The 23,891-nt window shown below is 73.9% G+C and carries 25 protein-coding genes; 17 read left to right on the top strand and 8 right to left on the bottom strand.

What is annotated here, in order from left to right:
- Nucleotides 1-22: 22 nt before the first annotated feature.
- Nucleotides 23-346, bottom strand: a complete 324-nt coding sequence (locus AB0J46_RS24735; RefSeq protein ID WP_364335790.1) for a hypothetical protein — start codon at nt 344-346, stop codon at nt 23-25.
- A 236-nt stretch (nt 347-582) separates the two neighbouring features.
- Here AB0J46_RS24735 and ligA point away from each other — a divergent pair, with 236 nt between their 5' ends.
- Nucleotides 583-2,658: an NAD-dependent DNA ligase LigA gene (ligA, locus tag AB0J46_RS24730; protein WP_364335788.1), complete on the top strand. Its 2,076-nt coding sequence runs from the start codon at nt 583-585 to the stop codon at nt 2,656-2,658.
- Between the two features lie 42 nt (nt 2,659-2,700).
- Here ligA and AB0J46_RS24725 read toward each other — a convergent pair whose 3' ends face one another.
- The 4 genes from AB0J46_RS24725 to AB0J46_RS24710 form a co-directional block, all read right to left on the bottom strand.
- The gene (locus tag AB0J46_RS24725; RefSeq protein WP_364335786.1) at nt 2,701-2,997 is read right to left on the bottom strand and encodes a hypothetical protein; all 297 of its coding nucleotides are present in this window, start codon (nt 2,995-2,997) and stop codon (nt 2,701-2,703) included.
- A gap of 68 nt (nt 2,998-3,065) precedes the next feature.
- Entirely contained in the window at nt 3,066-4,052 is a 987-nt protein-coding gene (locus AB0J46_RS24720) for a hypothetical protein (protein WP_364335784.1), read from the bottom strand.
- Complete coding sequence (locus tag AB0J46_RS24715; protein ID WP_364335782.1) at nt 4,049-4,942, bottom strand: hypothetical protein; 894 nt, start codon at nt 4,940-4,942, stop codon at nt 4,049-4,051. Before AB0J46_RS24715 ends, AB0J46_RS24720 begins: the two co-directional genes overlap by 4 nt.
- Before the next feature lie 109 nt (nt 4,943-5,051).
- On the bottom strand, nt 5,052-5,948 hold the full coding sequence (locus tag AB0J46_RS24710) for a hypothetical protein (RefSeq protein WP_364335780.1): 897 nt from the start codon (nt 5,946-5,948) through the stop codon (nt 5,052-5,054).
- A gap of 187 nt (nt 5,949-6,135) precedes the next feature.
- Here AB0J46_RS24710 and AB0J46_RS24705 point away from each other — a divergent pair, with 187 nt between their 5' ends.
- Entirely contained in the window at nt 6,136-7,689 is a 1,554-nt protein-coding gene (locus AB0J46_RS24705; protein WP_364335778.1) for a phosphodiester glycosidase family protein, read from the top strand.
- Nucleotides 7,690-7,752: 63 nt separating this feature from the next.
- Here AB0J46_RS24705 and AB0J46_RS24700 read toward each other — a convergent pair whose 3' ends face one another.
- The gene (locus AB0J46_RS24700) at nt 7,753-8,676 is read right to left on the bottom strand and encodes an endonuclease/exonuclease/phosphatase family protein (protein WP_364335776.1); all 924 of its coding nucleotides are present in this window, start codon (nt 8,674-8,676) and stop codon (nt 7,753-7,755) included.
- A 79-nt stretch (nt 8,677-8,755) separates the two neighbouring features.
- Entirely contained in the window at nt 8,756-9,331 is a 576-nt protein-coding gene (locus AB0J46_RS24695; protein WP_364335774.1) for a TetR family transcriptional regulator, read from the bottom strand.
- Between the two features lie 53 nt (nt 9,332-9,384).
- Here AB0J46_RS24695 and AB0J46_RS24690 point away from each other — a divergent pair, with 53 nt between their 5' ends.
- Complete coding sequence (locus AB0J46_RS24690; protein WP_364335772.1) at nt 9,385-10,350, top strand: SDR family NAD(P)-dependent oxidoreductase; 966 nt, start codon at nt 9,385-9,387, stop codon at nt 10,348-10,350.
- A 166-nt stretch (nt 10,351-10,516) separates the two neighbouring features.
- On the top strand, nt 10,517-10,915 hold the full coding sequence (locus tag AB0J46_RS24685) for a hypothetical protein (RefSeq protein ID WP_364335770.1): 399 nt from the start codon (nt 10,517-10,519) through the stop codon (nt 10,913-10,915).
- Here the strand turns inward: AB0J46_RS24685 and AB0J46_RS24680 are convergent.
- Nucleotides 10,912-11,283 carry a nuclear transport factor 2 family protein gene (locus tag AB0J46_RS24680; RefSeq protein WP_358286815.1) on the bottom strand — a complete coding sequence of 124 codons (372 nt, stop codon included), beginning with the start codon at nt 11,281-11,283 and terminating at the stop codon, nt 10,912-10,914. The two genes, AB0J46_RS24685 and AB0J46_RS24680, sit on opposite strands and share 4 nt — an antisense overlap.
- Nucleotides 11,284-11,353: 70 nt before the next feature.
- Here AB0J46_RS24680 and AB0J46_RS24675 point away from each other — a divergent pair, with 70 nt between their 5' ends.
- The 13 genes from AB0J46_RS24675 to AB0J46_RS24615 all read left to right on the top strand — a co-directional run bounded on the left by AB0J46_RS24675 (nt 11,354) and on the right by AB0J46_RS24615 (nt 23,838).
- A complete protein-coding gene (locus AB0J46_RS24675; protein WP_364335768.1) occupies nt 11,354-12,736 on the top strand; it encodes a LysR substrate-binding domain-containing protein in 1,383 nt (460 codons plus the stop codon).
- Nucleotides 12,737-12,783: 47 nt separating this feature from the next.
- On the top strand, nt 12,784-13,422 hold the full coding sequence (locus AB0J46_RS24670; RefSeq protein WP_364335766.1) for a TetR family transcriptional regulator: 639 nt from the start codon (nt 12,784-12,786) through the stop codon (nt 13,420-13,422).
- Nucleotides 13,423-13,434: 12 nt separating this feature from the next.
- The gene (locus AB0J46_RS24665) at nt 13,435-13,719 is read left to right on the top strand and encodes a DUF6204 family protein (RefSeq protein WP_358286809.1); all 285 of its coding nucleotides are present in this window, start codon (nt 13,435-13,437) and stop codon (nt 13,717-13,719) included.
- A gap of 27 nt (nt 13,720-13,746) precedes the next feature.
- Complete coding sequence (locus AB0J46_RS24660) at nt 13,747-14,307, top strand: XRE family transcriptional regulator (RefSeq protein WP_358286808.1); 561 nt, start codon at nt 13,747-13,749, stop codon at nt 14,305-14,307.
- A 20-nt stretch (nt 14,308-14,327) separates the two neighbouring features.
- Nucleotides 14,328-14,858 (top strand): GNAT family N-acetyltransferase, encoded by a 531-nt coding sequence (locus tag AB0J46_RS24655; RefSeq protein ID WP_364335764.1) that lies wholly within the window; start codon nt 14,328-14,330, stop codon nt 14,856-14,858.
- A 78-nt stretch (nt 14,859-14,936) separates the two neighbouring features.
- Nucleotides 14,937-16,235, top strand: a complete 1,299-nt coding sequence (locus tag AB0J46_RS24650; protein ID WP_364335762.1) for an alpha-amylase family protein — start codon at nt 14,937-14,939, stop codon at nt 16,233-16,235.
- Nucleotides 16,236-16,410: 175 nt separating this feature from the next.
- Complete coding sequence (locus tag AB0J46_RS24645) at nt 16,411-17,055, top strand: DNA/RNA non-specific endonuclease (RefSeq protein WP_364335760.1); 645 nt, start codon at nt 16,411-16,413, stop codon at nt 17,053-17,055.
- 61 nt (nt 17,056-17,116) lie between these two features.
- Nucleotides 17,117-17,707, top strand: a complete 591-nt coding sequence (locus AB0J46_RS24640; RefSeq protein ID WP_364335758.1) for a biotin transporter BioY — start codon at nt 17,117-17,119, stop codon at nt 17,705-17,707.
- Entirely contained in the window at nt 17,707-19,047 is a 1,341-nt protein-coding gene (locus AB0J46_RS24635) for an AMP-binding protein (RefSeq protein WP_364335756.1), read from the top strand. The genes AB0J46_RS24640 and AB0J46_RS24635 overlap by 1 nt, the downstream gene beginning before the upstream one ends.
- Nucleotide 19,048: 1 nt before the next feature.
- A complete protein-coding gene (locus tag AB0J46_RS24630; protein ID WP_364335754.1) occupies nt 19,049-20,173 on the top strand; it encodes a thiolase family protein in 1,125 nt (374 codons plus the stop codon).
- A complete protein-coding gene (locus AB0J46_RS24625) occupies nt 20,170-20,844 on the top strand; it encodes an ABC transporter ATP-binding protein (RefSeq protein WP_364335752.1) in 675 nt (224 codons plus the stop codon). The genes AB0J46_RS24630 and AB0J46_RS24625 overlap by 4 nt, the downstream gene beginning before the upstream one ends.
- Nucleotides 20,841-21,446, top strand: coding sequence for an energy-coupling factor transporter transmembrane protein EcfT (locus tag AB0J46_RS24620; RefSeq protein ID WP_364335750.1), 606 nt, complete (start codon nt 20,841-20,843; stop codon nt 21,444-21,446). Before AB0J46_RS24625 ends, AB0J46_RS24620 begins: the two co-directional genes overlap by 4 nt.
- A gap of 133 nt (nt 21,447-21,579) precedes the next feature.
- The gene (locus AB0J46_RS24615) at nt 21,580-23,838 is read left to right on the top strand and encodes an exo-alpha-sialidase (RefSeq protein WP_364335748.1); all 2,259 of its coding nucleotides are present in this window, start codon (nt 21,580-21,582) and stop codon (nt 23,836-23,838) included.
- The last annotated feature ends 53 nt before the right edge of the window (nt 23,839-23,891 follow it).

Raw genomic sequence — 23,891 nt, 5'->3', positions numbered from 1 at the left:
GATCCGGGGCCCCGGCAACCGGCTATGGGGCGGTCGTGCCGTCGCGCGCTGCGATGGCCGCGGCCATGAAATCCTGGAAACGCGCGAACTGTTGCTGATCCATCTTCAGCGGCACCCCGTTGACGATCCGGTCCTTGTACCGGGTACCGATCGTGACCTTGAAGCCGTCACCGTGTGGTTTCGCGTCCACGCCGAGGAACGCCACGTGGTATCGCCTGGCCTCAGTCAGGCAATGGAAGATGTCGAAGGTCCTCCCGTCTTGCACCAGGATGTACTCGCCGATCGCGAACTCCGCTGCCATGGCTTCCCGTTCATGCCGCTTGATGTGTCCGGGGTCAGGGGTCACCCCAGGCACCGTCGTCGAACTCCGAGCCCCTGCTCGGCCCTCCGACGAGCCGGCGGGCCTCCTTCGTGCACGCGCCCGACTCGGACCAATCATGGACCGCTACCGTGAACTACCGCAAAGCCACTTGACGGCTGAGGTCATGTGCGGGAGAAGCCCCCGACGGGGAGGAGGAACCGTCACGCGCCCGTCGACCGCCAGGGGCTCGGATTGTCGGTGGCTACCGGCATTGTTATGGCATGACCGAGACGCCCCCTTTCACCGTCCTCGCTGATGACACGGCCTACGCCGAGGCCGTGCAGCTCGCCGTGGACTCCGCCGCCGCCTACTACGCCGACGGCACCTCCACCCTCGACGACGACGCCTACGACCGGCTGGTGCGCGGCATCCAGGCGTACGAGGAGGCCCATCCCGAGCAGGTGCTGCCGACCTCGCCGACGGGCAAGGTCGCGGGCGGCGCGGTCGTGGGGGACGTGCCGCACACCGTGCCGATGCTCAGCCTGGACAACGTGTTCGGCGCCGAGCAGCTCGCCGACTGGGCCGCCTCGGTCGAGCGCAGGCTCGGCCGTCCGGTCACCGCGTGGAGCGTCGAGCCCAAGCTCGACGGCCTGGCCATCTCGGCCCGCTACCGCGGCGGCCGGCTGGCCCAGCTCGTCACCCGGGGCGACGGCACCGCGGGCGAGGACGTCTCGCACGCCGTCGGCACCATCGTCGGCCTGCCCGAGCGGCTGGCCGAGCCGGTCACGGTGGAGCTGCGCGGCGAGGTCATGATGACGACGTCGCAGTTCGAGGAGGCGTGCGCCAAGCGCTCGGCGCACGACGGCACCACGTTCGCCAACCCGCGCAGCGCCGCCGCCGGCACGCTGCGCGCCCAGGACCGGCCGTACGTGTGCGAGCTGACGTTCTTCGGCTACGGCGCGCTGCCCGCGCCCGGCGACGACTCCGAGCTGGCGACGCGGCTGCGCGAGCTGCCGCACAGCCAGGTCATGGAATGGGTGGCCGGGCAGGGCGTGCAGACCACGGCCGCCACCCCGGTCGCCGGGATCGTCACCGACACGCTGGAGCGGGTGCAGGAGCGCGTCGGCGAGATCGCCGCCGCCCGAGCCGGGCTGCCGTTCGGCATCGACGGCATCGTGATCAAGTGTGACCTGGCCGCCGACCAGGCCGAGGCCGGGTTCAGCTCGCGCGCGCCGCGCTGGGCCATCGCCTACAAGCTGCCCGCGACCGAGAAGATCACCAAGCTGGTCGGCGTGGAGTGGAACACCGGCCGCACCGGCGTCATCGCCCCGCGCGCCGTGCTGGAGCCGGTCGAGCTCGACGGCAGCATCGTCACCTACGCCACCCTGCACAACGTCGCCGACATCACCCGGCGCGGCCTGATGCTGGGCGACAGCGTGGTCGTCTACAAGGCGGGCGACGTGATCCCGCGCGTGGAGTCGCCGGTGGTGCACCTGCGCACCGGCGAGGAGCGGCCGATCCCGATCCCGCAGGTCTGCCCGTCCTGCGGCGACGCCCTCGACAGGTCGCAGGAACGGTGGCGGTGTGTACGGGGGCGGGCCTGCCAGGCGATCGCGTCCATCATCTACGCCGCCGGACGCGACCAGCTCGACATCGAGGGCCTGGCCGAGAACCGCATCAAGCAGCTGCTGGACGCCGGTCTGATCGCCGACTTCGCCGACCTGTTCTTCCTGACCCGCGAGCAGCTGCTCAGCCTGGAGCGCATGGGCGAGACCAGCACCGACAACCTGTTGGCCGCCTTCCAGCAGGTCAAGAGCCGGCCGCTGAGCCGGGTGTTCGCGGCGCTCGGCGTCCGCGGCACCGGCCGGTCGATGAGCCGCCGCATCGCCCGCCACTTCGGTTCGATGGAGGCCATCCGGGCCGCCGACGCCGAGGCGATCCAGGCGGTCGAGGGCATCGGCCCGGAGAAGGCGCCGGTCGTGGTGGCCGAGCTGATCGAGCTCGGGCCGCTGATCGACAAGCTGGTCCAGGCGGGCGTGAACATGGCCGAGCCGGGCTGGACGCCCCCCGCCGAGCCCGGCGCCCCGCAGACCGGCGGCGGGTCCGGGCTGCCGCTGGCCGGGATGTCGGTCGTGGTGACCGGCGCGATGAGCGGCACGCTGGAGGCGTTGAGCCGCACCCAGATGAACGAGCTGATCGAGCGGGCCGGTGGCAAGGCGTCCTCCAGCGTCTCGGCCAAGACGTCGCTGCTGGTGGCCGGGGAGAAGGCCGGTTCCAAGCGGGCCAAGGCCGAGAGCCTGGGCGTGCGGATCGTGACGCCGGAGGAGTTCGCCGAGCTCGTCGCCTCCCTGTCGTAGCCCGAACGCCGTGCGGGCGTGGCGGCCGTCAGCCGGACGGCTTCAGCGCCGGGACCGGTTCCGCGCCTTCCCTGCTCCCGCGGTCCGCCCCTTCGGCTGGTCGAGCTCCGGCGGCGCGACCCGCCACATGCTCTTGCGGAGCCGGCCGACGAGCCCCGCCCGTCCGAGCATGACAAGCCCCAACCCCAGGCACACACCACCGGGGTACGGCATCGCGTGGTCCAGCCAGGAGAGGCCGTTCTCCGCGGCCGTACCGCCGATGAAGGCGCAGAGGAGGCCGCCGGCCAGCCAGGCCAGGGCGAACAGGAGGTACTGCCAACGTGGCCGTAATCGAGGCACGAGATCAGTGAAACCCGCGGCCCGGCGAACCGCAACCGCGCCCGCCGGGGGCGGGGCGCAACGGCGGGTCAGGGCGGGCAGTCGGGGGGCAGCCGGAACACGCCGAACTCCAGGCGCAGCGAGTCGTCGGCGGGCAGGGCGATCGCCCGCGCCGACGGATCGGACATCCAGCAGGCGGGCAGGAGGAAGTACCGCTGGTTGGAGTTGATCAGCAGGCGCAGGCCGGTGTAGCGGAAGCGATACATCGCGCCGGGGTCGGGCAGCGCGGTCTCCGTGATGCCCGGCCCCTCCAGGTTCAGGCGGCGGGCCGCGTAGACCACCGTGCTCGGCAGACTCCGCATGCCGGCCAGCATCCGGTCGGCCTCCCGCTCTCCGCGTGACTGCGCGAAGAGGGTGATCCCCCACAGCAGCAGGAACAGCAACAGCGCCATGCACAGCGTGCGCCGGACGAGTTGGTCGGTGGCGGAGGGCCTGTGGCGCGGGTCGAGCCGTTGCCGCAGGGAGGAGCCGTAGACCAGCAGGAACACGCCCAGGCCCAGGCAGAGGGGCATGGCGTAGGCCGGCAGCGGCCTCCATCCGGCCACTCCCGCGTAGGGCGGCAGCGATCTCCATTCGCCCAGGCTCGCGTAGGGCGGCAGCAGTCTCCATCCGGCCAGGCTCCCGATGCCCACCGCGGCGCCGGCCACTCCGAGGACGGCCATGACCCTGACCGCCCACTTGGCGAAGGGAGGATGCCGTTCGGCGGAGCGGGTCAGCCACGCGTGCGCGGGCGGCGCGACCAGGGCCACCACCAGCACGAGGATCAGCGGCTCTGCCGCCAGCGTGACGCTGCGCAGCGCGTAGTCCTGCAGGGACAGGCCCAGCATGCTCTGGTCCACGCCGAGGCGGGCGTACATGGTGTTGGTACGGACCGCCCCGAAGTACACCATGATGGCGGCGATGAAGGTGGTCGGCGTCACGACGTGGGCGAGAACCTGCCACAGGCGGGACACGTCCTGACCGGCGCCGCCGCCGCCGTCGTCCGGGGGTTCGGCGGCGGGCGGTGGGGCGTTCACGACGGGGCCGGCGCCGGGCCGGTCTCCTCCGGCGGTGGCGCGGGCTGGTCGCCGGGCGGCCCGGTGCCGCCGCCGGTGTCCGGGGGCTCGCCGGGCGGCTCGGTGCCGGGCGCTTCGGAGGACGGCTCGCCCGGCGCAGGCCCGGCGGGCTCCGACGGTTGCGAGGGCCCGGACGAAGACCCGGACGAGGTGCCGGGCGAGGGCTGCGAGGGGCCGGGCGAGGCAGTGATCGTCGCGCACTCCGGGAGCGTTTCGGTGCCGGACACCACCGCGCACGCGTTCCTGAGGTAGCCGTCCGGGACCTGGCCGCCCTCCCGCTGGATGCGGGCGATGACTCGCCGGACCCTGTCGCGTTCGCCCAGCGCGGCGGCGCTCTCCAGTTCCGCCTGGTCGAGCATGGCGAACATCGGGCGGCGCATCTGTGCCGGCATCTTCGCCCGGAGGTTGTTCGCGACATCGGCCTGCTCGACCGACTTGTCCCAGTTCCCGGTGTTCGCGTTGATCACCGAGCCGCAGGCGTTGGCCACCGCCTTCTCGCTGTCGGAGCTGCGGGGGTCGGCGGCCACCTGGTTGATCTTCTGCGCCGCCGGCCCGGCGAAGTCCTGTTTCTGGAAGACCTTCTGGCAGTCCATACCCACCTGCATGGTGGGGTCGGGGAGGTCGCCGGCTTCGTCGGCGTCGTCGGGGACGATCGGGGTGTCCGGCGTGATGACGGGCCGGGCCTGCTTGGGCGCGCTGGGCCCGGCCTCGCCCGCCCCCGAACCGTCCGGACCGCTGCCGCCGCCGCAACCGCCGGTCAGCGCCACGGCGGCGAGCACCGTCACCACCGCCCGCCAGGACATCCCCACCGGTTCCCCCGAATGCTCCACGACCTGTCGGAAACAGGTCATACCGCTGCCAGGCGGACGCCACTCCCGGACGATCCGATGCTGGGGAATCCTTTGTCCGGGATCGGGGCGGAAGGCGGCCGGGCCGGTGGTCGCGGCCCGGCCGGGTGCGTCAGGCCGGCGGCACCGCGCCGTTCTTGGAGACGGGCACGGCGAGCTGCGAGGGGCCGGTGAGCCGCAGCTCCTCGGCGGGCAGGTTCGCCAGCACCGGGTTCAGGTGCTTCAGCGTCAGCGACACGATGGGGGTCGCCGGGCTGGAGACGTCGAACTTCTCCAGGTCGACCCAGCGGACGAGGGCGAACACGTCCGCCGGGATCTGGTCACCGCCCTTCTGCACCGGGACGCAGAGCTGACGGGCGGCGCCCACCTGCACGGTCCTGGGCGGGATCTGGTTGACCAGGACGGGGTTGAGCTGGGTGAGGTTCAGCGCCTTGTTCATCGACGGGTTCGGCGTGTGCGCGTAGCACAGCAGGTCGATGTGCGAGACGACGTTCAGGACGTCCGGCGGCGGGACGACGCCGTTCTTGCTGACCGGCACACACAGCTGCTGGGGCGAGCTCAGCGTGACGCTGAGGCCCGGCAGGCCCTGCAGGACGGGGTTGAGGTGGCGCAGCGACAGGGGCAGGTTGATCTGCGGGCCGGTCACCCGGTAGCAGGACAGGTCGACGAACCTGACGAAGTCGAGCGCGGGAGACGGCGGGATGACGTTGTTCTTGGCCACCGGCACGCAGAGCTGCTCGCGCGGGCCGAGCGTGACCTGCACGGGCGGCTGGTTGGCGAGCACCGGGTTGATGTGCTTCAGCGTCAGCGCGACGGCCGGCGGCTGGTACGTCGTGGTCTTGAAGCAGTCGAGGTCGAGGCTCGACACGAGCTCCTTGGCCGTCGGCCCCGCCAGGGCCCCGGCGGGGGTCGCGACGAGGAAGGCGGCGGCGAACACGGCCAGACCAGCGGATAAGAGACGTCTTACCGCGGTCGTGGCGTGACGGTGGGGGGCAGGTCTTCCGTTCATCCATCCTCCTGGGCGGTGATGTGCCTTGACTGTGCGCCCGCCCGACCTGCCCGACAAGGTGGGTGGCCGCTGTTTGACAGGCCCTTGTCAGCAGGCCCGGGGCGTTCATGTGATCTTCGGGTGGCGGCTCCGGGGGCGTCCCGTCCAGGGCGGGTGCGCGTCATCCGGCTGCGGTGGAGTGGCGCGCATGTACCGCAAAGCTCTCCCCGCTCTCATGGCGGTCGCGTCGCTGCTGGTCACGTCCCCGGCCACCGCGGCCGTCACCGCAGCCGCCGGGGCCACCGCGTCGCAGGACACCGTGGACGTGGCCCCCGGCGTGACGCTGACCCGGCTCACGCTCGGCGCGAAGAACGACGACGACTTCTGGACCGTGCACGTCTACCTGCCGGCCACGATCGACGGCCCGCTGAACCGGGCGGCCACGGCGCTGGGCCCCCGGGAGATCGCCGACCGGGTCGCCGCCACGCTGCGCGAGAAGGGTTTCGAGCCCCGCGTCGAGCAGGTGGACCTGCCCGCCTTCGCCGACCGGCCGGCGGGCGTGCTCGGCTGGGTCGTGCGCGTCGGCCGGTACGCGACCGCCGCCGACGCCGCCGCCGGCCTCGCGCGCATCAAGGCCGCGGGCCTGACCGGCGGCACCCGCTACACCGCCCAGGACGGCACCGACGCCGCGGCGCCGCAGCGCGTCCACGTGCTGCGCGTGGACTTCCGGCGTTTCCGCGGCACGGTGGACACCGACTTCGGCCCCACGCTGAGCGGCATGGAGACGCTGACCGACCTCATGGCCTCGACCGGCGCCGTGGCGGGCGTCAACGCCCAGTGGTTCCTCAACAGCTCGCCCACCGGCCTGTACGTCAAGGACGGCCGGCTGATCGGCAGCGCCACCCAGGGACGCGGCGGCATCAGGATCACGCAGGGCGGCCGCCGGCTGGAGGCCGACGCCTACACCGCCCACGTGACGCTGCGCGTGGGCCGCGACACCGTCGAGATCGACGGCGTGAACCGCCTGCCCGGCGAGATCTGGAACTGCGGCGGCGTCGGCGGCGACCTGCCCACCGAGCAGCCCCAGCACGACTTCAAGTGCACCGACCCCAGCGAACTGGTCCGGTTCACCCCTGAGTGGGGCACCCCGCCGTCCGGCGCGGGCGCCGAGGCCGTGCTGGACGCCCGCGGCAAGGTGCTGGCGGTGAACGGCACGCGCGGCGCGGCCGTGCCGGCGGGTGGCTCGACCGTCCAGGCGATCGGCGACAGCGCCGGCTGGCTCCTCGCGCACGCCTCCGTCGGGGCCAGGCTGACCGTCACCGAGCGGGTCGAGGACAGCCGGGGCCGCCGCGTCCCGCTCACCCCGGACACCACCATCCTGCAGGTCGGCCCGACGCTCGTCCGGGACGGGCAGGTGTCGGTCAACGCCGCCGCCGACGGGATCATCCGCGACGGCGCCGACCAGACGTTCACCTACAACTGGACCGTCCGCGCCAACCCGCGCTCGATGGTCGGGCTCGACGAGCGTGGCCGCCTGCTGCTGGTGGTCGTCGACGGCCGCCAGGACGGCTACAGCGAGGGCCTCGGCATCGCCCGGGCCGCCGAGCTGATGCGGGGCCTGGGCGCGGTGGAGGCCATGAACCTCGACGGCGGCGGCTCCAGCGTGATGGCGACGGCGCAGAGCGGCATCGTCAACCGTCCCTCCGACGCCACCGGGCAGCGCGCGCTGGGCAACGTGCTGCTGGTGCGGCCGGGGCGGTGAGCGTCCGCCTGCCGGAAAGGCCGTGGCCCGCCCCGTGCTCCCCGGGGTGGGCCACGGCCGTGCTCAGGACAGGGTGACGGTTCCGACCAGCACGCGGTGGTCGGAGCACAGGCCGCCCGGGTTGCCGGTGCACGTGGTCGCGGGGGCGAGCGAGTCGGCCGAGTAGGCGCCGCTGATCCGGTCGGCTCTGGCGAAGATCATGTCGAGCTTGGTGCCCGAGCCGCAGGGGCCCTTGCCGTCCGGCGTGCTGACGGTCAGCTCGCCGTAGCCGGGGCAGTTGCCCGCGTCGGCGTCGTCGAGCTCGTGGTAGCGGCCGGTGTTGCCGCGGTTGTTGGGGGTGTTCACGGTGGGGGAGTAGTAGCCGTTCAGGCGGGCGGCGTCGGGCGGCAGGTTGAAGTCGCCCGCGACGACCACCGTGTCACCGGCCGCGTGGTACGCCTCCAGCCTGGTCAGCACGGCGTCGAGCTGGGCGGCGCGGTAGGCGTCCACGTAGGTGGTGTGCGTGACGCAGAACCGCAGGCCGGGGCGGGACTGCAGAGGGGCGCAGAGCATCTTCCGCTTCTCGGTCTTGCCGTCGTCGGGCAGGGTGATGCGCTCGGCGGCCCCCAGGGGCTGCTTGCTGAACAGGGCGTTGCCGTACTCGCCGCCGCCGCACGGCCCGCCGGTCTGGGCGGGGTAGGTGGCGACGAACCGGGCGAAGTTGCCGTCGTCAGCGGGCCAGCCGGCCTCCCGCAGGCCGGTGACCAGCGCCTGGTACTGGCTCGCGCACAGCTCGTTGAACGAGACGAGGGTCGCGCCCCGCGCCACGATCGAGCCCACGGCGGCCCGGACCATGCCGTTGCCGGTCGAGCCGTGGTTCAGCGTGTTGCCGGCCGCGTTCCAGTGCCAGACGGTGACGGGCGTGGCGGCTCGGGCCGCGCCGGGCACGGCCGAGACGGCCAGGACCGACGAGACGATCACAGCGGCCAGGCGCCTGGGAAACCACACGGGCTCGCTCCCCGAAGTCGATGATCAGTGACGTACAGCGGACCAGAGCCGGGTCCCCCGCGTCAACGCCCCGACGCCGTCAGGCGCGCTCGGGCCAGCCGGACTCCAGGAGGCCGAAGACGGCGTCGAGGGCGGCGCGCGGGTCGGGCTCGGCGCCGGCCAGCTCGGGGATCTCCAGCACGTAGCGGGCCAGCGCGCGCACGGTCATGTCGGCGGGATCGCGCCCGGTCTCGGCCGCGATCGCCTCGGACAGCGGGCCCTCGGCGGCGATCCAGAGCCGGCGCGAGTACTCCCGCAGGGCGGGCGTGCCCACGATCAGGTCGCGTTTGCGCCGCTGCTCGGGCGGCAGGTCGCCGGCGAACGGCCCCCGCTCGGCCAGGCAGTTCCGCAGGGCCGCCAGCACGCTCTGCCCGGGGGGCCGCTCGCGGACGGCGGCGGCCAGCCAGACGTGCCGCTCGTCGCCGTCGTCGAAGATCAGCGCGTCTTTGCCGTCGGGCACGTGCGCGAACAGGGTCGCGATGGAGACGTCGGCCTCGTCGGCGACCCGGGCGACGGTCACGCCGTCGTAGCCGTGTTCGGTGAACAGCCGCACCGCGGCCTCGGCCAGGGCCTTGCGGGTCTGCGCCTTCTTGCGTTCGCGGCGTCCTGTCGTCATGCTCTCATCGTAGCAAAAACTAGAATGATTCTGAATTCATAGCGACTACAGAAATGAGCGCTCCCGTGTCCTCCTCCTCCGCGCCCTGGGACGTCCGGCGCCTGCCGTCCGCACAGGGCAGGCACTTCCTGGTCACCGGCGGCAACGCCGGCATCGGCTACTTCGTGGCCGAGCAGCTCGCCGGCACCGGCGCCACCGTGGTCCTGGGCAGCCGCGACGCCGCCAGGGCGGAGACCGCCGCGCTGTCCATCCGCGGCCGGGTCCCCGGCGCGCGCGTCCGGCAGGTGCCGCTCGACCTGGCCGACCTCGCCTCGATCGGGGCCGCCGTCGCGGCGCTGGGGCTGCCGAGCCTGGACGCCGTCGTGTGCAACGCCGGCGTGCTGCTCGACGACCCGCCGCGGCGCGAGACGAAGGACGGCCACGAGCTGATGTTCGCCACCAACCATCTCGGCCACTTCGCGCTGGTCGCGCACCTGGCTCCGCTGCTGGCCGCCGCCCCCGCCGCCCGCGTCGTGACCACCGGCAGCCTCACCGCCAGGTCCGAGACCCTGGACCTGGACGATCTGCAGAGCCGCGGCGACATCCGGCCGAAACGGGTGTACGCGCGCTCGAAGCTGGCGCAGATGCTCTTCGGCTTCGAGCTGGACCGCCGCCTGCGCGCCGCGGGCGCCACCACGGCGAGCGTGGTCACCCATCCCGGCGGCGCGCTGGACTCCCTGACGCCCTCGCGGCCGGTCCGGCCGCGCACCGCCGGTGAGCGGCTGCGCGGCCTGCCCGCCGGGCTGCTGCTGCAGGGCAAGGAGGCCGCGGCGTGGCCGGCGGTGCGGGCCGTGCTGGATCCGTCCGTACGCGGGGGTGAGCTGTGGGGGCCCAGGGTGCTGGGGATGCGCGGCCTGCCGGCCCGCGAACCGGTGCGCGGGCACATGGCCGACCCCGAGCTCGCGGCCCGGCTGTGGGCCGCCAGCACCGCCCTGACCGGCCTGGACCCCTTCGCGCCCGGCCGCACGCCTGCGGGGTGACCGGCGTCCCCTCATCGCTGACGGCGTGGTGCTACGCTTCGACGATCGTGCCCGGGTGAGGGCTCAACGACGGCTCAACACAGGCTCAACACAGGCTCAACGCCCCGATCGCCATGCTCAGGGCAGTCCCACCCGTTCAAGGGGAAGGGCGTCCGGAGGAGATGCGATGACGGGCATCATGGACAAGGCCAGGCCGGCTCTGGCGGGCGAGCTGGAGAGCCTGTGCGGCCGGTGGTCCGAGCGCACGGGGATCACCGTGGAGATCTGGGCGCTGCCCGCCGGTCCCGTGTCGGTGGCGTGGCGGCGGGCCGTGCTGGCGGTCGCGGAGGAGGCGCTGGCCAACGTCGAGGCCCACAGCGGCGCGAGCACCGCCTCGCTCGCCGTGACCGCCGGGCCCCAGGGCCTGCGCCTGACGATCAGCGACAACGGCCGCGGCTTCGCCTCCACGGCTCCGGGCGGCGGCGTCGGCCGGATGCGCGCGGCGTTCGCCGAGCTGGGCGGGCGCCTGTCGGTGCGCGGCGTGCCCGGCGAGGGCACGACCGTCAGCGGCGCCGTCCCGGGCTAGGCACGCTCGCCGGGCTGGACGAACTCGGGCTGGTCGAGGACGCGCAGCCAGCTCCCGTCGGGCTGGCGCCGCACGACCTGGGCGCGGGCGCCCGAGCCGTCCTTGGGTGGGGTCGAGGTGAGGGCGAGGTCGCCGCTGACCAGCGTCGGCAGCGGCTGCTCCGGCTCGAAGCGCGGGCGGCCGGCCAGCACCTTCTCCCACAGCTCCTGGATGGCGGCCCGTCCGACGGTGCGGCTGCCGGGCGGGTAGGCCAGCACGGCGTCCTCCTCGTAGAGCGCGGCGACGCCGGCCGCGTCGCCGGCGTTGGAACGCTCGACGAACAGGCGGGTGATGTCCTCGGGCTGCATGGCCTTCTCGTATGCGGTCATGGTGCCAGCCTGCCGACTTCCACTGCAGAAGTCCAACAGATGGTTGTGATGGCCTCTACAATCTGAGGTTATGGAACTGAGGCAGCTGGAGTACTTCGTCGCGGTGGCCGAGGAGCGCAGTTTCACCCGCGCGGCCGAGCGGGTGCACATCAGCCAGTCGGGCGTCAGCGCCCAGATCCGGCAGCTCGAACGCGAGCTCGGCGCCGAGTTGTTCGACCGGTCGGCCCGGGTGGCCACGCTCACCGTCGCGGGCAAGGCGGCGCTCGAACACGCCCGCGCCGCGCTGGCCGCCGCCGGTGCGGTGGGCCAGGCGGTGGGCGAGGTGACCGACCTCATCCGCGGCACGCTGACGGTCGGCATGGTGCTCGGCTGCACGGTCACGCCGCTGTTCGACGCGCTGGCCGCCTTCCGCCGGGCGCATCCGGGCGTGGAGCTGTCGCTGCTGGAGGACAACTCCGACAAGCTGGTCGAGGGGGTCCGTGGCGGCGCGCTCGACCTGGCGCTCATCGGCGTCGCGAACGGCGTCCCCGAGGGCCTGGAGGCGTTGACGATCGTCAGCGAGCGGCTGGTCGCGGCCGTCCCGCCGGAGCATCCGCTGGCCGGGCGGGGGCGGATCGCCCTGCGCGACCTGGGCGAGCAGGCGATCGTGTGCATGCCGCGCGGCACGGGGCTGCGGGCGGTGTTCGACGAGGCGTGCGCGGCCCAGGGGCTGCGGCCGCCGATCGCGCTGCAGGCCGGCGCCGCCGACGCCATCGCCGGCCTGGCCGTCCGCGGCCTCGGGGTGGCGATTCTCAGCGAGTCGATGGCCGCGCTCCACCGCGACCGGCTCACCGCGCTGCTCATCGACGACGTGCGGACGCCCGCGCTGCTGGCCCTGGTGTGGCGGGAGGGCGGCGGCCCGGCGGTGCGGGCGCTCGTGCCGCACGCCCGCCGCGCGTTCGCCGGCGGCCTCGACGGCGAGCCCGACGATTGTCAGCCTTCCCTTGACACAGCGGGCCGTCAAGGGAAGGCTGACAGCATGATGACACGCAGTGAGACCAGTCCGGACCCCGTCGGGCAGCTGGCGACGAGGTGTTCGTTCTGCGGCACGCCGCACGAGGAGGCCAGGAAGGTCGTCGCCGGGCCCGGCGTCTACATCTGCGACGCCTGCGTCGACCTGAGCCACCAGATCGTCCACGCCGAGCTCCGCAAGGCACCGGCCGGCGACGGCGGGTCGCGCGTCCACTGGGGCCCCGCCCCGGACGACAAGTACGTGACCGGCATGTCCGACGACGACGTGCTGGCCTCCCTGCCCCGCCAGGCGCTCACCCTTGAGCAGGCCGAACGCGACCTGCGCGCCTGGGTGGGCATCCTGCGCGACCGCAACGTGACGTGGGCCAGGATCGGCGAGGCCCTCGGCATCACCCGCCAGGCGGCGTGGGACCGGTTCGCCGCCGACGCCGAATCCCGATGACGGCCCCAAAACTGCAATCCACTTCATTTTTGCAGTAGAGTCCTGTCATGACCGAAGGGCTTCGCGAGCGCAAGAAGCGCAAGACCCGCCGGCACCTCTCCGACGTGGCGATCGGGCTGTTCGTCGACCGCGGCTTCGACCAGGTCACGATCGCCGAGATCGCCGCGGCGGCGGAGGTGTCGGTGAACACGCTCTACAACTACTTCACCGCCAAGGAAGATCTCGTGCTGCCGCCCGAGGATGCCTCGCCGCAGCGGCTCGCCGACATCGTGCGCGAGCGCGCGCCGGGCGTGTCGGCGGCGCGGGCGGTGCTGGCCCACCTGCGCGAGGAGGTGCGCGGGCGCGAGCGCAGCCTGGGGCTGACGGCCGGGTTCGGCCAGGTGCTGGAGATGATGCTGGCCGCTCCCACGCTGCGGGCGCGCCTGGAGGAGCTGGGCCGGCAGATGACCGACGCGCTGGCCGACACGCTGGCCGAGGAGACGGGGGCCGAGCCGGGCGATCCGCTGCCGCGGGCCGTCGCCTGGCAGATCGGCTGCCTGCACTCGCTGGTGTACGCCGAGGTCGGCAGGCGGGTGGCGGCCGGGCAGGGGCCCGACGCCATCGCCGAGGCCGTACTGGAGCTGCTGGACGTGACCGAGGGCCTGCTCGGCGAGCCCTTGCTGACCTATGCCGTACGGGAGGGCTGAGCGTTGTTCCGGGTGACCATCCGCGGGAAGTTCGACGGGATCGACGAGGAGGGGCGGGCCGCGGTGCTGGCGGCGCACGACACGGCGTTCACCGAGGCGGGCACGTTCACCCACGACGGCACCGTGTCGGCGTTCACCTTCCGCTGCCAGGTGCCCGCCGGGCCGGACGACGGTGAGCACGAGGCCACCGGGCGGGCGGTCGCGGCGCTGGAGGCGTACGGGGTGCCGTACCGGGTGCTGCAGGTCGCGGTGACCGACATGCGGGACATCAGGATCCGCCGGAAGGGTCGCCGCTGATCCCATATCTGGGATATCGTCCTGAATATGGGACAGGATCTGGACGAGCGGCTGGCCGGGCGGCTCGCCGAGCTGCGGGTCGAGCGCGACTGGTCGCTCGACGACTTGGCCGGGCGCGCCGGGATCAGCCGTTCGACGTTGTCCCGGCTGGAGCGCGGCGAGATCAGCCCCACCGCCGCCCTGCTCAACAAGCTCTGCGCGGTCTACGGGCGCACGATGTCGCGCCTGCTGGCCGAGGTGGAGCCGGAGCCGGCGCAGGTGGTGCGGGCGGCGTCCCAGGCGGTGTGGCGGGACGAGAGCTCGGGCTTCGAGCGACGTTCCGTCTCGCCGCCGCATCCAGGGTTGCGCGGCGAGGTCGTCGAGGGTCGGCTGCGGCCGGGCGCGGACATCGCCTACGACGAGCCGCCGGTCCCCGGGCTCGAACAGCACGTCTGGGTGCTGGAGGGCGTCGTGGAGATCACCGCCGACGGCCGCGTCCATCGGCTGGAGGCGGGCGACTGCCTGCGGTTCCGCCTGTGGGGGCGGTCGCGCTTCCGCTGCCCGGGGCCCTCGCCGGTCCGTTACGCCCTGGTCGTCGTCCTGCCGTGAGCACCCGAAGGAGCCCTGTCGTGCACACCGTCACCCGCATGTCCGCGCAGGAGTTCGCCGGCAGCGTCGAGGAGCTGGCCGTGCTGCTGGCCGACGCCGTCGACGGCGGCGCCTCGGTCGGCTTTCTCAAACCGTTCGGCCCGGAGGAGGCCGCGGCCTGGTGGCGGGGGCAGGCGGCGGCGGTGGCCGAGGGCGGCATGGCGGTGTGGGCCTGCCGCGACGCCGACGGCTTCCTGGCCGGCACGGTCAGCCTGGTCCTGGCCCGCAAGCCCAACTCGCGGCACCGGGCCGAGCTGGTCAAGCTCCTGGTGCACCGTCGGGCGCGCGGGCGCGGCCTGTCCCGCCTCCTGCTGGCCGCCGCCGAGGACGGCGCCGTCGCGGCCGGGGCCGGCCTGCTGGTGCTCGACACCGAGACCGGCAGCACCGCCGAGCACGTCTACCGCACCGGCGGCTGGACCCGCTACGGCGTCGTGCCCGGCTACGCCGGCGCCCCCGACGGCACCCTGCTCGACTGCAGCTTCTTCTACAAGCGCCTCACGACCGGCGCGTGAGCCGGGCGGGGCCCCGGCGGGCGGCTCCCGGCGGGGCCCCGCCTAGAATGAGCTTCGGATCTTCATCGGGGGGTTGACGTGCCGTCCTGGGCAGAGCAGGCGATCTTCTGGCACGTCTACCCGCTGGGCTTCCTGGGCGCCGAGCGCGCCGCCGTGCCGCGGGTCACCCACCGGCTCGCGGGCCTGACGCCGTGGCTCGACCACGCCGCCGCGCTGGGCGCCGACGGGCTGCAGCTCGGCCCGATCTTCGCCGCCGAGACCCACGGCTACGACACCCTCGACCACTTCCGCGTCGATCCGCGCCTGGGCGACGACGGTGACTTCGACGCGCTGGTGTCGGCCGCCCACGAGCGCGGGCTGCGGGTGCTCCTCGACGGCGTCTTCAACCACGTGGGCCAGGGCTTCCCGCGCTTCCAGCAGGCGCTGCGCGAGGGGCCGGGCTCGGCGGCCGCGCGCTGGTTCCGGCTGCGCTGGCCGGCCGGCGGCGGCGCTCCGGCGCACGACGACTTCGAAGGGCACCAGTCGCTGGTCGCGCTCGACCACGCAGAGCCGGCCGTCGCCGAGCACGTCGCGGCGGTGATGGCCCACTGGCTCGACCGCGGCGCCGACGGCTGGCGGCTGGACGCCGCCTACGCCGTGCCGCCGGAGTTCTGGGCGCGGGTGCTGCCTCAGGTGCGCCGCGGGCGGCCCGAGGCGTACGTGGTGGGGGAGGTCATCCACGGCGACTACGCCGCGTTCGTGGCCGAGACCGGAGTGGACGCGGTCACCCAGTACGAGCTGTGGAAGGCGATCTGGAGCTCGCTCAACGACCGCAACGCCTTCGAGCTGGCCTGGGCGCTCAAGCGCCACACCGCCTTCGCCGAGTCCTTCGCGCCGATGACGTTCGTCGGCAACCACGACGTCACCCGCCTGGCCAGCCGCCTGGCCGACGAGCGCCACCTGCCGCACGCCCTGGCCGTGCTGATGACGGTCGCCGGCACGCCCTCGTTGTACGCCGGCGACGAGTACGCCCTGCGCGGCGTCAAGGAGGAGCGCGAGGGCGGCGACGACGCCGTGCGCCCGGCCTTCCCCGCCTCCCCGCTGGAGATGCCGCCGACCGGCCTGCCGGTCCTTGACCTGCACAAGCGGCTCGTCGCGGTGCGCCGCCGTCACCGGTGGCTGTCCCGCGCCCACACCACCGACCTGGTCCTGTCCAACCAGCTCTACGCCTACGAGAGCCGCTCCGGCGGCCACGCGCTGGCCGTGGCGCTGAGCACCGCCGACGAGCCGTCGCAGGTCACGCTGCCGTTCTCCGGGAGCCTGGCCGCCGGGGACGGCGTCCTGGCCGGCTCGCTGCTGACCCTGCCCCCGCACGGCTGGGCCGTCGTCGAACCCTGAACAGGGCGACCTACCTGTAATCACTACGAACAGTAGCGTTTCAGCAACGTTCCGCTACAACTTCGTCGGGGCATCACTATCGCGACAAAGCCGACGCGCTCGCCGACAGGGCGAAGCAGCCTGCCGGAGCGGGCCCGTCGTGCGTCCCCCGCGAGAGGAATGCCTTCTCATGCCCATGACCCGGCTCCCCCCTGTCCTGTGCGCCGCCGCGCTGGCGGCCGCCACCCTGACCGCCCCCGCCCAGGCGGCCGGCCCCAGCACCGGCACCGACGCCGCCGCCTGCATCCGGCACCTGGCCAAGAACCACACCTACAAGGACGGCTCCCGCACCTACACCACCGACGGCGCCGGACGGCCCGCCCAGGCCCTGGCCCCCCAATTGGCCAGGAAGGCGGCCGCGCGCAGCGGGTGCGAGGCCACCGTCGGCAACTGGGGCGGCAGCGGCGACTGGCAGGGCGGCCATCTCATCGCCTCCTCCTTCTCCGGCGCCAGCCTGCGCTACAACCTGGTCCCCATGCGCGGCAGGCAGATCAACCAGGGCCTGATGCTCCGCGTCGAGAACGGCGCCCGCGCCTGCCTGGAGGCCAAGGGCGGCGCGGTGGCCGACTACCGCGTCGAGGTGCACTATCCCGACGGCACGACGGTGATCCCCGACCGCATCCACGTCTCCATGGCGGCGACGATCTCCGGGGTGTCCCGGCGGGTCACGGTGACCTTCCCGAACGCCACCCTGTCGGCCCGCGAGCTGGACTCCTGGCACACGAAGATCACCAACGCGTTCCGGACGGCGCACTGCATGAGCGCCTCTGACAAGGCGTAGCCGCCGGTGTTGTGGGAACCCTGCATGCGGGATCGGCCCGTTCTGGTGTGGGATCGTCCTCATGACGAACGCAGGAAGACGGCGGTTCCCCACCGGTGACCTGGCCAGGATCGCGGTGTTCGCCGCGCTGATCGCGGTGCTGGGCGCGCCGGGGGCGGTCAACCTTTTCGGCAACGCGGTGCCGATCACTCTTCAGACGCTCGGCGTCATGCTGGCCGGGGCCATCCTCGGCAGCCGGCGGGGGGCGCTGGCGGTGGTCGTGCTGCTGGTGCTGGTCGCGGCCGGGCTGCCGCTGCTGGCGGGCGGGCGCGGCGGGCTCGGCGTGTTCACCGCCGCCTCCGCCGGGTTCCTGCTCGGCTGGGTCCCGGGGGCCGCGGTCACCGGGCTGCTGGTGGAGCGGGCGGGCCGGACGCCGAGCGTCCTGCGGCTGCTGGTGGCGTGCGCGGCGGGCGGGATCGGGGTGGTCTACCTGGTGGGCGTGCCGGTGCAGGCGCTGGTCACCGGGCTGCCGCTCACCAAGGCGCTGGCCCTCAGCGCGGTGTTCCTGCCGGGCGACGCGCTCAAGGCGGTGGTGGCCGCGCTGGTGGCCAGGGGCACGCAGCGCGCCTATCCCGACGCCGTTCCGGCCATCCACCGCGAACGGGTGCGCTGATGCCGGTCGCCGAGCACGTCCTGCGGCATGCCGCCGACGGCCCGTCCCGGGTCGCGCTGCGCGGCCCGGGCGGCTCGCTGACCTACGGTGAGCTGGCCGGACGCGTCCAGGGCGGCGCGCGGCATCTTCGCGGGCGCGGCGAGCTGGCCGCCATCGCCCTTCATGACCCGGTCGAGCTGCTGATCGCGGTGCTGGCGGCCGATCTGGCGGGGGTGACACCGCTGGTGGGCGATCCGGCGTGGAGCGCGGAGCGGTGGGCGCGGGTGGCCGGGGCAGCCGGCGCGGACCTGCGGATCGAGGAGCCGCTGCCCTCCACGCCGGGCGCGCCCCTCGTGCCCGAGCCCCGTCCCGGCGACCGGGCGTGGGCGTGCTTCACCTCCGGCAGCACGGGCCGGCCGCGCGCGGTCGCGCGCACCCGCGCGTCCTGGACGCGTTCCTTCCCGCACCTGACCGAGCTGACCGGCATCGGGGCGGCCGACGTCGTCCTGGTGCCCGGCCCGCTGGTCTCCTCCCTGTACGCCTTCGCCGCCGTGCACACGCTGGCCGTCGGCGCGACCGCCGTCGTGCCGGGTGGGCGGCCCACGGCGGCGTCGCTGCGCGCGGCGACCGCGATCCACCTGGTGCCACACCGGCTGCCCGAGGTGCTGGAGCAGGCGCCCCGCCTGCGTACGGCCGTCGTCGGCGGCGCGGCGCTGAGCGGGCAGGCCCGGGACTTGGCCGGACGGGCGGGGGTGCGGGTGATGTCCTACTACGGCGCGACGGAGCTGTCGTTCGTGGCCTTCGACCCCGACGGGGGCGGGCTGCGGGCCTTTCCGGAGGTCGAGATCGAGGTCAGGGCCGAACCGGGGCGCACGCTGGGCGAGGTGTGGGCGCGCTCGCCGTGGCTGGCCGACGGCTATCTGGGCGGCGCGAGGGGCCCGCTGCGCCGCGACGGCGCGGGCTGGATGACGGTCGGCGACCTGGCCGAGCCGTACCGGGCCGGGCAGGTGCTGCGGGTGCGCGGGCGCGGCGACGGCGCGATCCAGACCGGCGGCGCGACCGTCGTGCCCGAGGACGTCGAGGCGGTGCTGCGGAACGTGCCGGGGGTGGGGGACATCGTGGTGATCGGGTCGCCGCACCCGTCGCTCGGCTCGGTGGTGACCGCGGTGGTCGAGGGCGCCTCGCCGCCGCCGCGCGCGCTGCTGGAGGCCGTCGCGCGCAGCGGGCTGGACGTGGCGCAGCGGCCCCGCCGCTGGTACGCCGTGCCCGCCCTGCCGCGCACCGGGTCGGGCAAGCCGGCCCGCGGCCTGGTGGCCGACCGGCTGGCCGGCGGCGACCCCGAGCTCCGGAGGCTGGTCTGACGTGGGCGGACGACCCGTCGTCGTGGCGGCCCGCCGTACGCCGATCGGCACGGCCGGGCACGCCTTCAAGGACGTGAGCGTCGACCGGCTGGCCGCCCCCGTGATCGAGGCGGTGGCCGCCGAGGCCGGCCGGCCGGTGGACGACGTGGTGCTCGGCAACTGCATGGGCCCCGGCGGGAACGTGGCCCGGATCTCGGCGCTGGCCGCCGGGCTGGGCCACGGCGTGCCCGGCCTGACCGTCGACCGGCAGTGCGGCAGCGGGCTGGCCGCGATCCTGGTGGCCGGGCAGGCGGTGGCAGCGGGGGAGATGGACCTGGTGATCGCCGGGGGAGCCGAGAGCGCCTCGACCGCGCCGCTGCGCACGCCGCGGGGCGCGGACCGTCCCTACGACCGGGCGCCGTTCGCCCCCGAGGGCCATCCCGACCCCGACATGGGCCCGGCCGCCGAAGCCCTGGCCGGCGCGTACGGCATCAGCCGCGACCGCCAGGACGACTACGCCCGCCTCAGCCACGCCAAGGCGCTGGCCGCCCGCGCGGCGGGCGCCTTCGACCAGGAGATCGTGCCGGTCGGCGGCCGGTCGGAGGACCAGCGTCCCAGGGCGCTGCGGGCGGCGTCGCTGGCCCGGTTGCCTTCGGCGTTCGTGCCGGGCGGTACAGTGACCGCCGGTAATTCCTCCCCGGTCAGCGACGGCGCGGCCGCCGTGGCGCTGGCGCCCGAGCGGGCCGGCCTGCCGGGGTTGCGGCTGTTGGCCGGGTCCGTCGTCGGGTGCGATCCGGCGCTGCCCGGATGGGGGCCGGTGCCCGCGGTCCGCCGGGTGCTGGCACGTGCGGGGGTGGACATGGGACGGGTGGCCGCGGTGGAGATCGTGGAGGCGTTCGCGGCGCAGGTGCTGGCCGTCACCGACGCGCTCGGCCTCGACCCGCTGGAGGCCGACCGCGAGCGGGTGTGCGCGGGCGGCGGCGCGCTGGCGCTCGGCCATCCGTGGGGCGCGACCGGCGCGGTGGTGGTGACCAGGCTCTTCTCCAGGCTGGTACGGGCCGGGGCGCCCGCAGGCACGCTGGGGCTGGCGGCCGCGGCGGTGGGCGGCGGGCTGGGCGTGGCCGCGCTGTTCGAGGTGGTCGCGTGATCGAGTTCGCCGACGTGCACGTCCGGCTGGGCAGCCGCGACGTGCTGCGCGGCGTCACCGCGAGCCTGACCGAGCGCCGGGTGGGCGTGGTCGGTGCGAACGGCTCGGGCAAGAGCACGCTGGCCCGGCTGATCAACGGCCTGGCGGTGCCCACCTCGGGCGAGGTCACCGTGCTCGGCCTGGACACCCGCCGGCAGGCGGCGCGGATCAGGCGGCGGGTGGGGTTCCTGTTCACCGACCCCGACGCGCAGATCGTCATGCCGACCGTGGCCGAGGACGTCGCCTTCTCCCTGCGCCGCAAGGGCCTGCCGCGTGAGGAGGTCGAGCGCCGGGTGCACGACGTGCTGGCCCGGCACGGCCTGGACGGGCACGCCGACCATCCCGCCCACCACCTGTCCGGCGGTCAGAAGCAGTTGCTGGCCCTGTGCGCGGTCATGGTCCTCGAACCCGACATCCTGGTCATGGACGAGCCCACGACGCTGCTCGACCTGCGTCATTCGCGGCAGGTGGCCGCGTTGTTGCGGGAGATGCCGCAGCAGGTGGTGGCGGTGACGCACGACCTGCCGCTGCTGGCCGGGTTCGACCGGGTGCTGGTGCTGGACGAGGGCCGGGTGGTCGCCGACGGCACGCCGGCCGAGGCGATCGGCCACTACACCGAGCTGATGGCGTGAACGGGCTCACCGGGGCGTACGTGCCGGGCGGCTCGTGGCTGCACCGGCTGCCGCCCGGGGTCAAGCTGGCGGGGCTGGCGGTGTCGTGCACGGCGCTGGTGCTGGTGCGGCCGCCGGTGGCGCTGGCGGGGGCGGCGGTCGTGGTGGCGGCGCTGTACGCGTCGGCTCGGGTCGGGGGGCGGGCGGCGTGGGCGCAGGTGCGGCCGGTGCGCTGGTTCGCGATCATGCTGTTCGTGCTGCAACTGGTGTTCGCCGACCTGGACGCGGCGGTGTCCTCGACGTTGCGGGTGGTGCTGGCCGTGGCGCTGGCGGGGCTGGTGACGCTCACCACGCGGACGGCGGACATGCTGGCGGCGCTGGAGCGCGTCCTGGCGCCGGTCAGGTTCGTGGGGCTGGATCCGTTCCGGCTGTCGTTGCTGCTCTCGCTCACCGTGCGCAGCGTGCCGGTGGTGGCGTCGCTGGCGGTGCGGATCAGGGAGGCGCAGCGGGCGCGGGGGGTCGAGCGCAGTGTGCGGGCCTTCGCGGTGCCGCTGGTGGTGGGCGCTCTGCGGCACGCGGACGCGCTGGGCGAGGCGCTGTCGGCCCGCGGGCTCGACGACTGACCCGCACTTCATCACAAAGCGGACATAAGGCAGTTACAACTTACACCTCCACTTTTGGTCAAATATAGCCTTCTTGCGTAAATAAACGACAAAACGGACGTCGATCGTTCGTTGCGCAAGGAGTCCTTCCCCCGTGCTGCCCACAAGAGCGCTGCTCGCCGCCTGCCTGCTGGCCCCCCTTCCCGTCGTCCTGCAGGGGACGGCGCACGCGGCCGCGTACTGCTCGATTCCCGACACGCCCGCCCTCACCGCCCAGGAGTCGGGGCCGCGTGAGGGTTACCTGGCCGGATCGGGCAGCGACGCCTTCGTGGACTGGGTCTACCCCAGCCCGCGCCCGGCGGCCAAGGAGCCGACGGCGGCCCAGCGCCGCGACTACGCCGGCTTCCCCAATCTCACCGCGATCGACGTGGTCAGGCCCGACGGCACGCCCGGCCAGAAGCTGATCGCCACCTGGTCCACCAACGTGGACGCGGTCATGGCCCAGACCAGCGGCATGGCCGTCTCCGACGACGGCGGCCTGACCTTCGGCCCGGCGCGCAGCACGCCGCTGCGCGAGGCGCCGGTGCAGTTGCACGACGGCCGCCTGTTCGGCACCGCCTACTACCTGTCGAAGGTCGACGCCCACACCAACGAGCTGGACGTGCACACCTCCACCGACCTCGGCCAGACCTGGGACACCGCCAAGGCCACCTTCACCAGCCCGGACGAGCTGGTCGGCGGCGGCGTGGCGCACGGCGTGCCGATCCAGCTGGCCGACGGGACCGTCCTGGTGACCGTCTACGCCCGCTACACCGCCACCGGCGGCAAGAACCAGGCCGAGCTGTACGCCAGCGCCGACGGCGGCCGGACCTTCGCCCGCCGCGGCGTCGTCGCCCGCCCGGCCGGCGAGGCGACGTACAACGAGACGGCCGTCGAGCAGACCGCCGACGGCAGCCTGCTGGCGGTCATGCGCAAGGACGGCGGCACCTACTCCACGCTGGCCTGGAGCCGTTCGACCGACGAGGGCCGCACCTGGTCGGCGGTGCGCGACCTGCAGCTGTCCGGCCAGAGCTGCACGGTGCGCGGCGTGGCGCCGCGCCTGCTGCTCATGCCCAACGGCGTGCTGGTGCTCAGCGCGGGCCGTCCGGACGACTGGCTGGCGATCTCCCCCGACGGCCGCGGCGACTCCTGGACGCAGCAGCGCGTGACCTACCACAACCGCGACGGCGTCTACGACACGCACGGCTCGTCCGGCTACACGGCGCTGGCCGCCGTCGGCGCCAACCGGCTGGTCCAGCTCTTCGACAATTGCAAGCTGCCCGGCGTCAAGGCCGACGGCACGCTGAACGAGACCGCCTGCCCGGCGAGCGGCAGGTTCGAGAACGGCGGCTGGTACGCCGTCAAGCGCCGCCATCTGGACGTCCTGGCCCCCGGCGCGGGCCGGATCGACCTGGCCGCCAAGCAGCGCGCCGGCGAGCTGACCGTCGAGACGAACATGACCTGGGCCGACGCCCGGCGGCCGCGGGTGCGCCCCGACGGCGCCTTCGACGGCAGCACCGCGTACTGGTCCAGCGCCGTCTCCCAGGGCCCCGGCGAGTACGTCCTGCACCTGGACCGCGAGCAGACCTTCAACCGGATCGGGCTCAGCCTGCGCCCGGGGCACCCGGCCTCGGCGAGCGTCTATGTCTCCAAGGACGGCGCCGACTGGGGCCGCCCGGTGGCCACGGTCACCGGGCGCACCGACTACGCGCTGCGCCACCAGCCGGTGAACGCCACCGGCCGGCACGTCAAGATCGTCGTCGAGGCCACGCCGGACTGCGACGCCGAGATCGGCCCGAGCTGCGCGATGCTCAACGAGGTCGAGCTCTACTCCACGACCGACACCTTCGACAACGACCCGATCTGGCTGCGCCCGCGCGGCTACCAGAGCCTGTCGGCGGCATGGGTGTCGCCGTACGAGGTGGGCGCCGACCGCGCGCTGACCCTGTCCGACAAGTCCACCACCCTCATGGCCAAGGCGGCCCGCACCACGACCGCGAGCGCGCGCAAGACTCTGGAGTTCCGCTACAGGCCGGTCAGCGTGACCAACTCCTTCCTGTTCACCGTGACCAGCGGGACGACGTCGGCCTACCACCTGAGCATCAGCAGGGCCGGCGCGGTCAGCCGCTACGACGCCGCCACCAAGAAGTGGACGACCCTGGCCCCCGCCGGGACGGTCGGCGAGGGCTGGACCAGGATTCGTCTGGAGGCCACCACCTCCTCCGCCACCCTGTACGCCGGTGACCGCCAGATCGCCACGCTGCCCCGCACGGCCGCCGTGACCTCGATGGACGGCTACGCCTTCAGCAGCGCGGGCACCGCTCCGACCGGCGACGAGGCGCTGTTCGACGACGTGCGGTTCGAGGACCGCTGACCTCGCGCGGCGGCGCGGGAGCGTGCCCGCGCCGCCACCTTGGCCTGCCTTGC

This window comes from Nonomuraea sp. NPDC049758, from assembly GCF_040674635.1.
Taxonomy (GTDB): Bacteria; Actinomycetota; Actinomycetes; order Streptosporangiales; family Streptosporangiaceae; genus Nonomuraea.
Note: the sequence above shows the minus strand (reverse complement) of the source record. Positions and strands in the feature narration are given on the sequence as shown.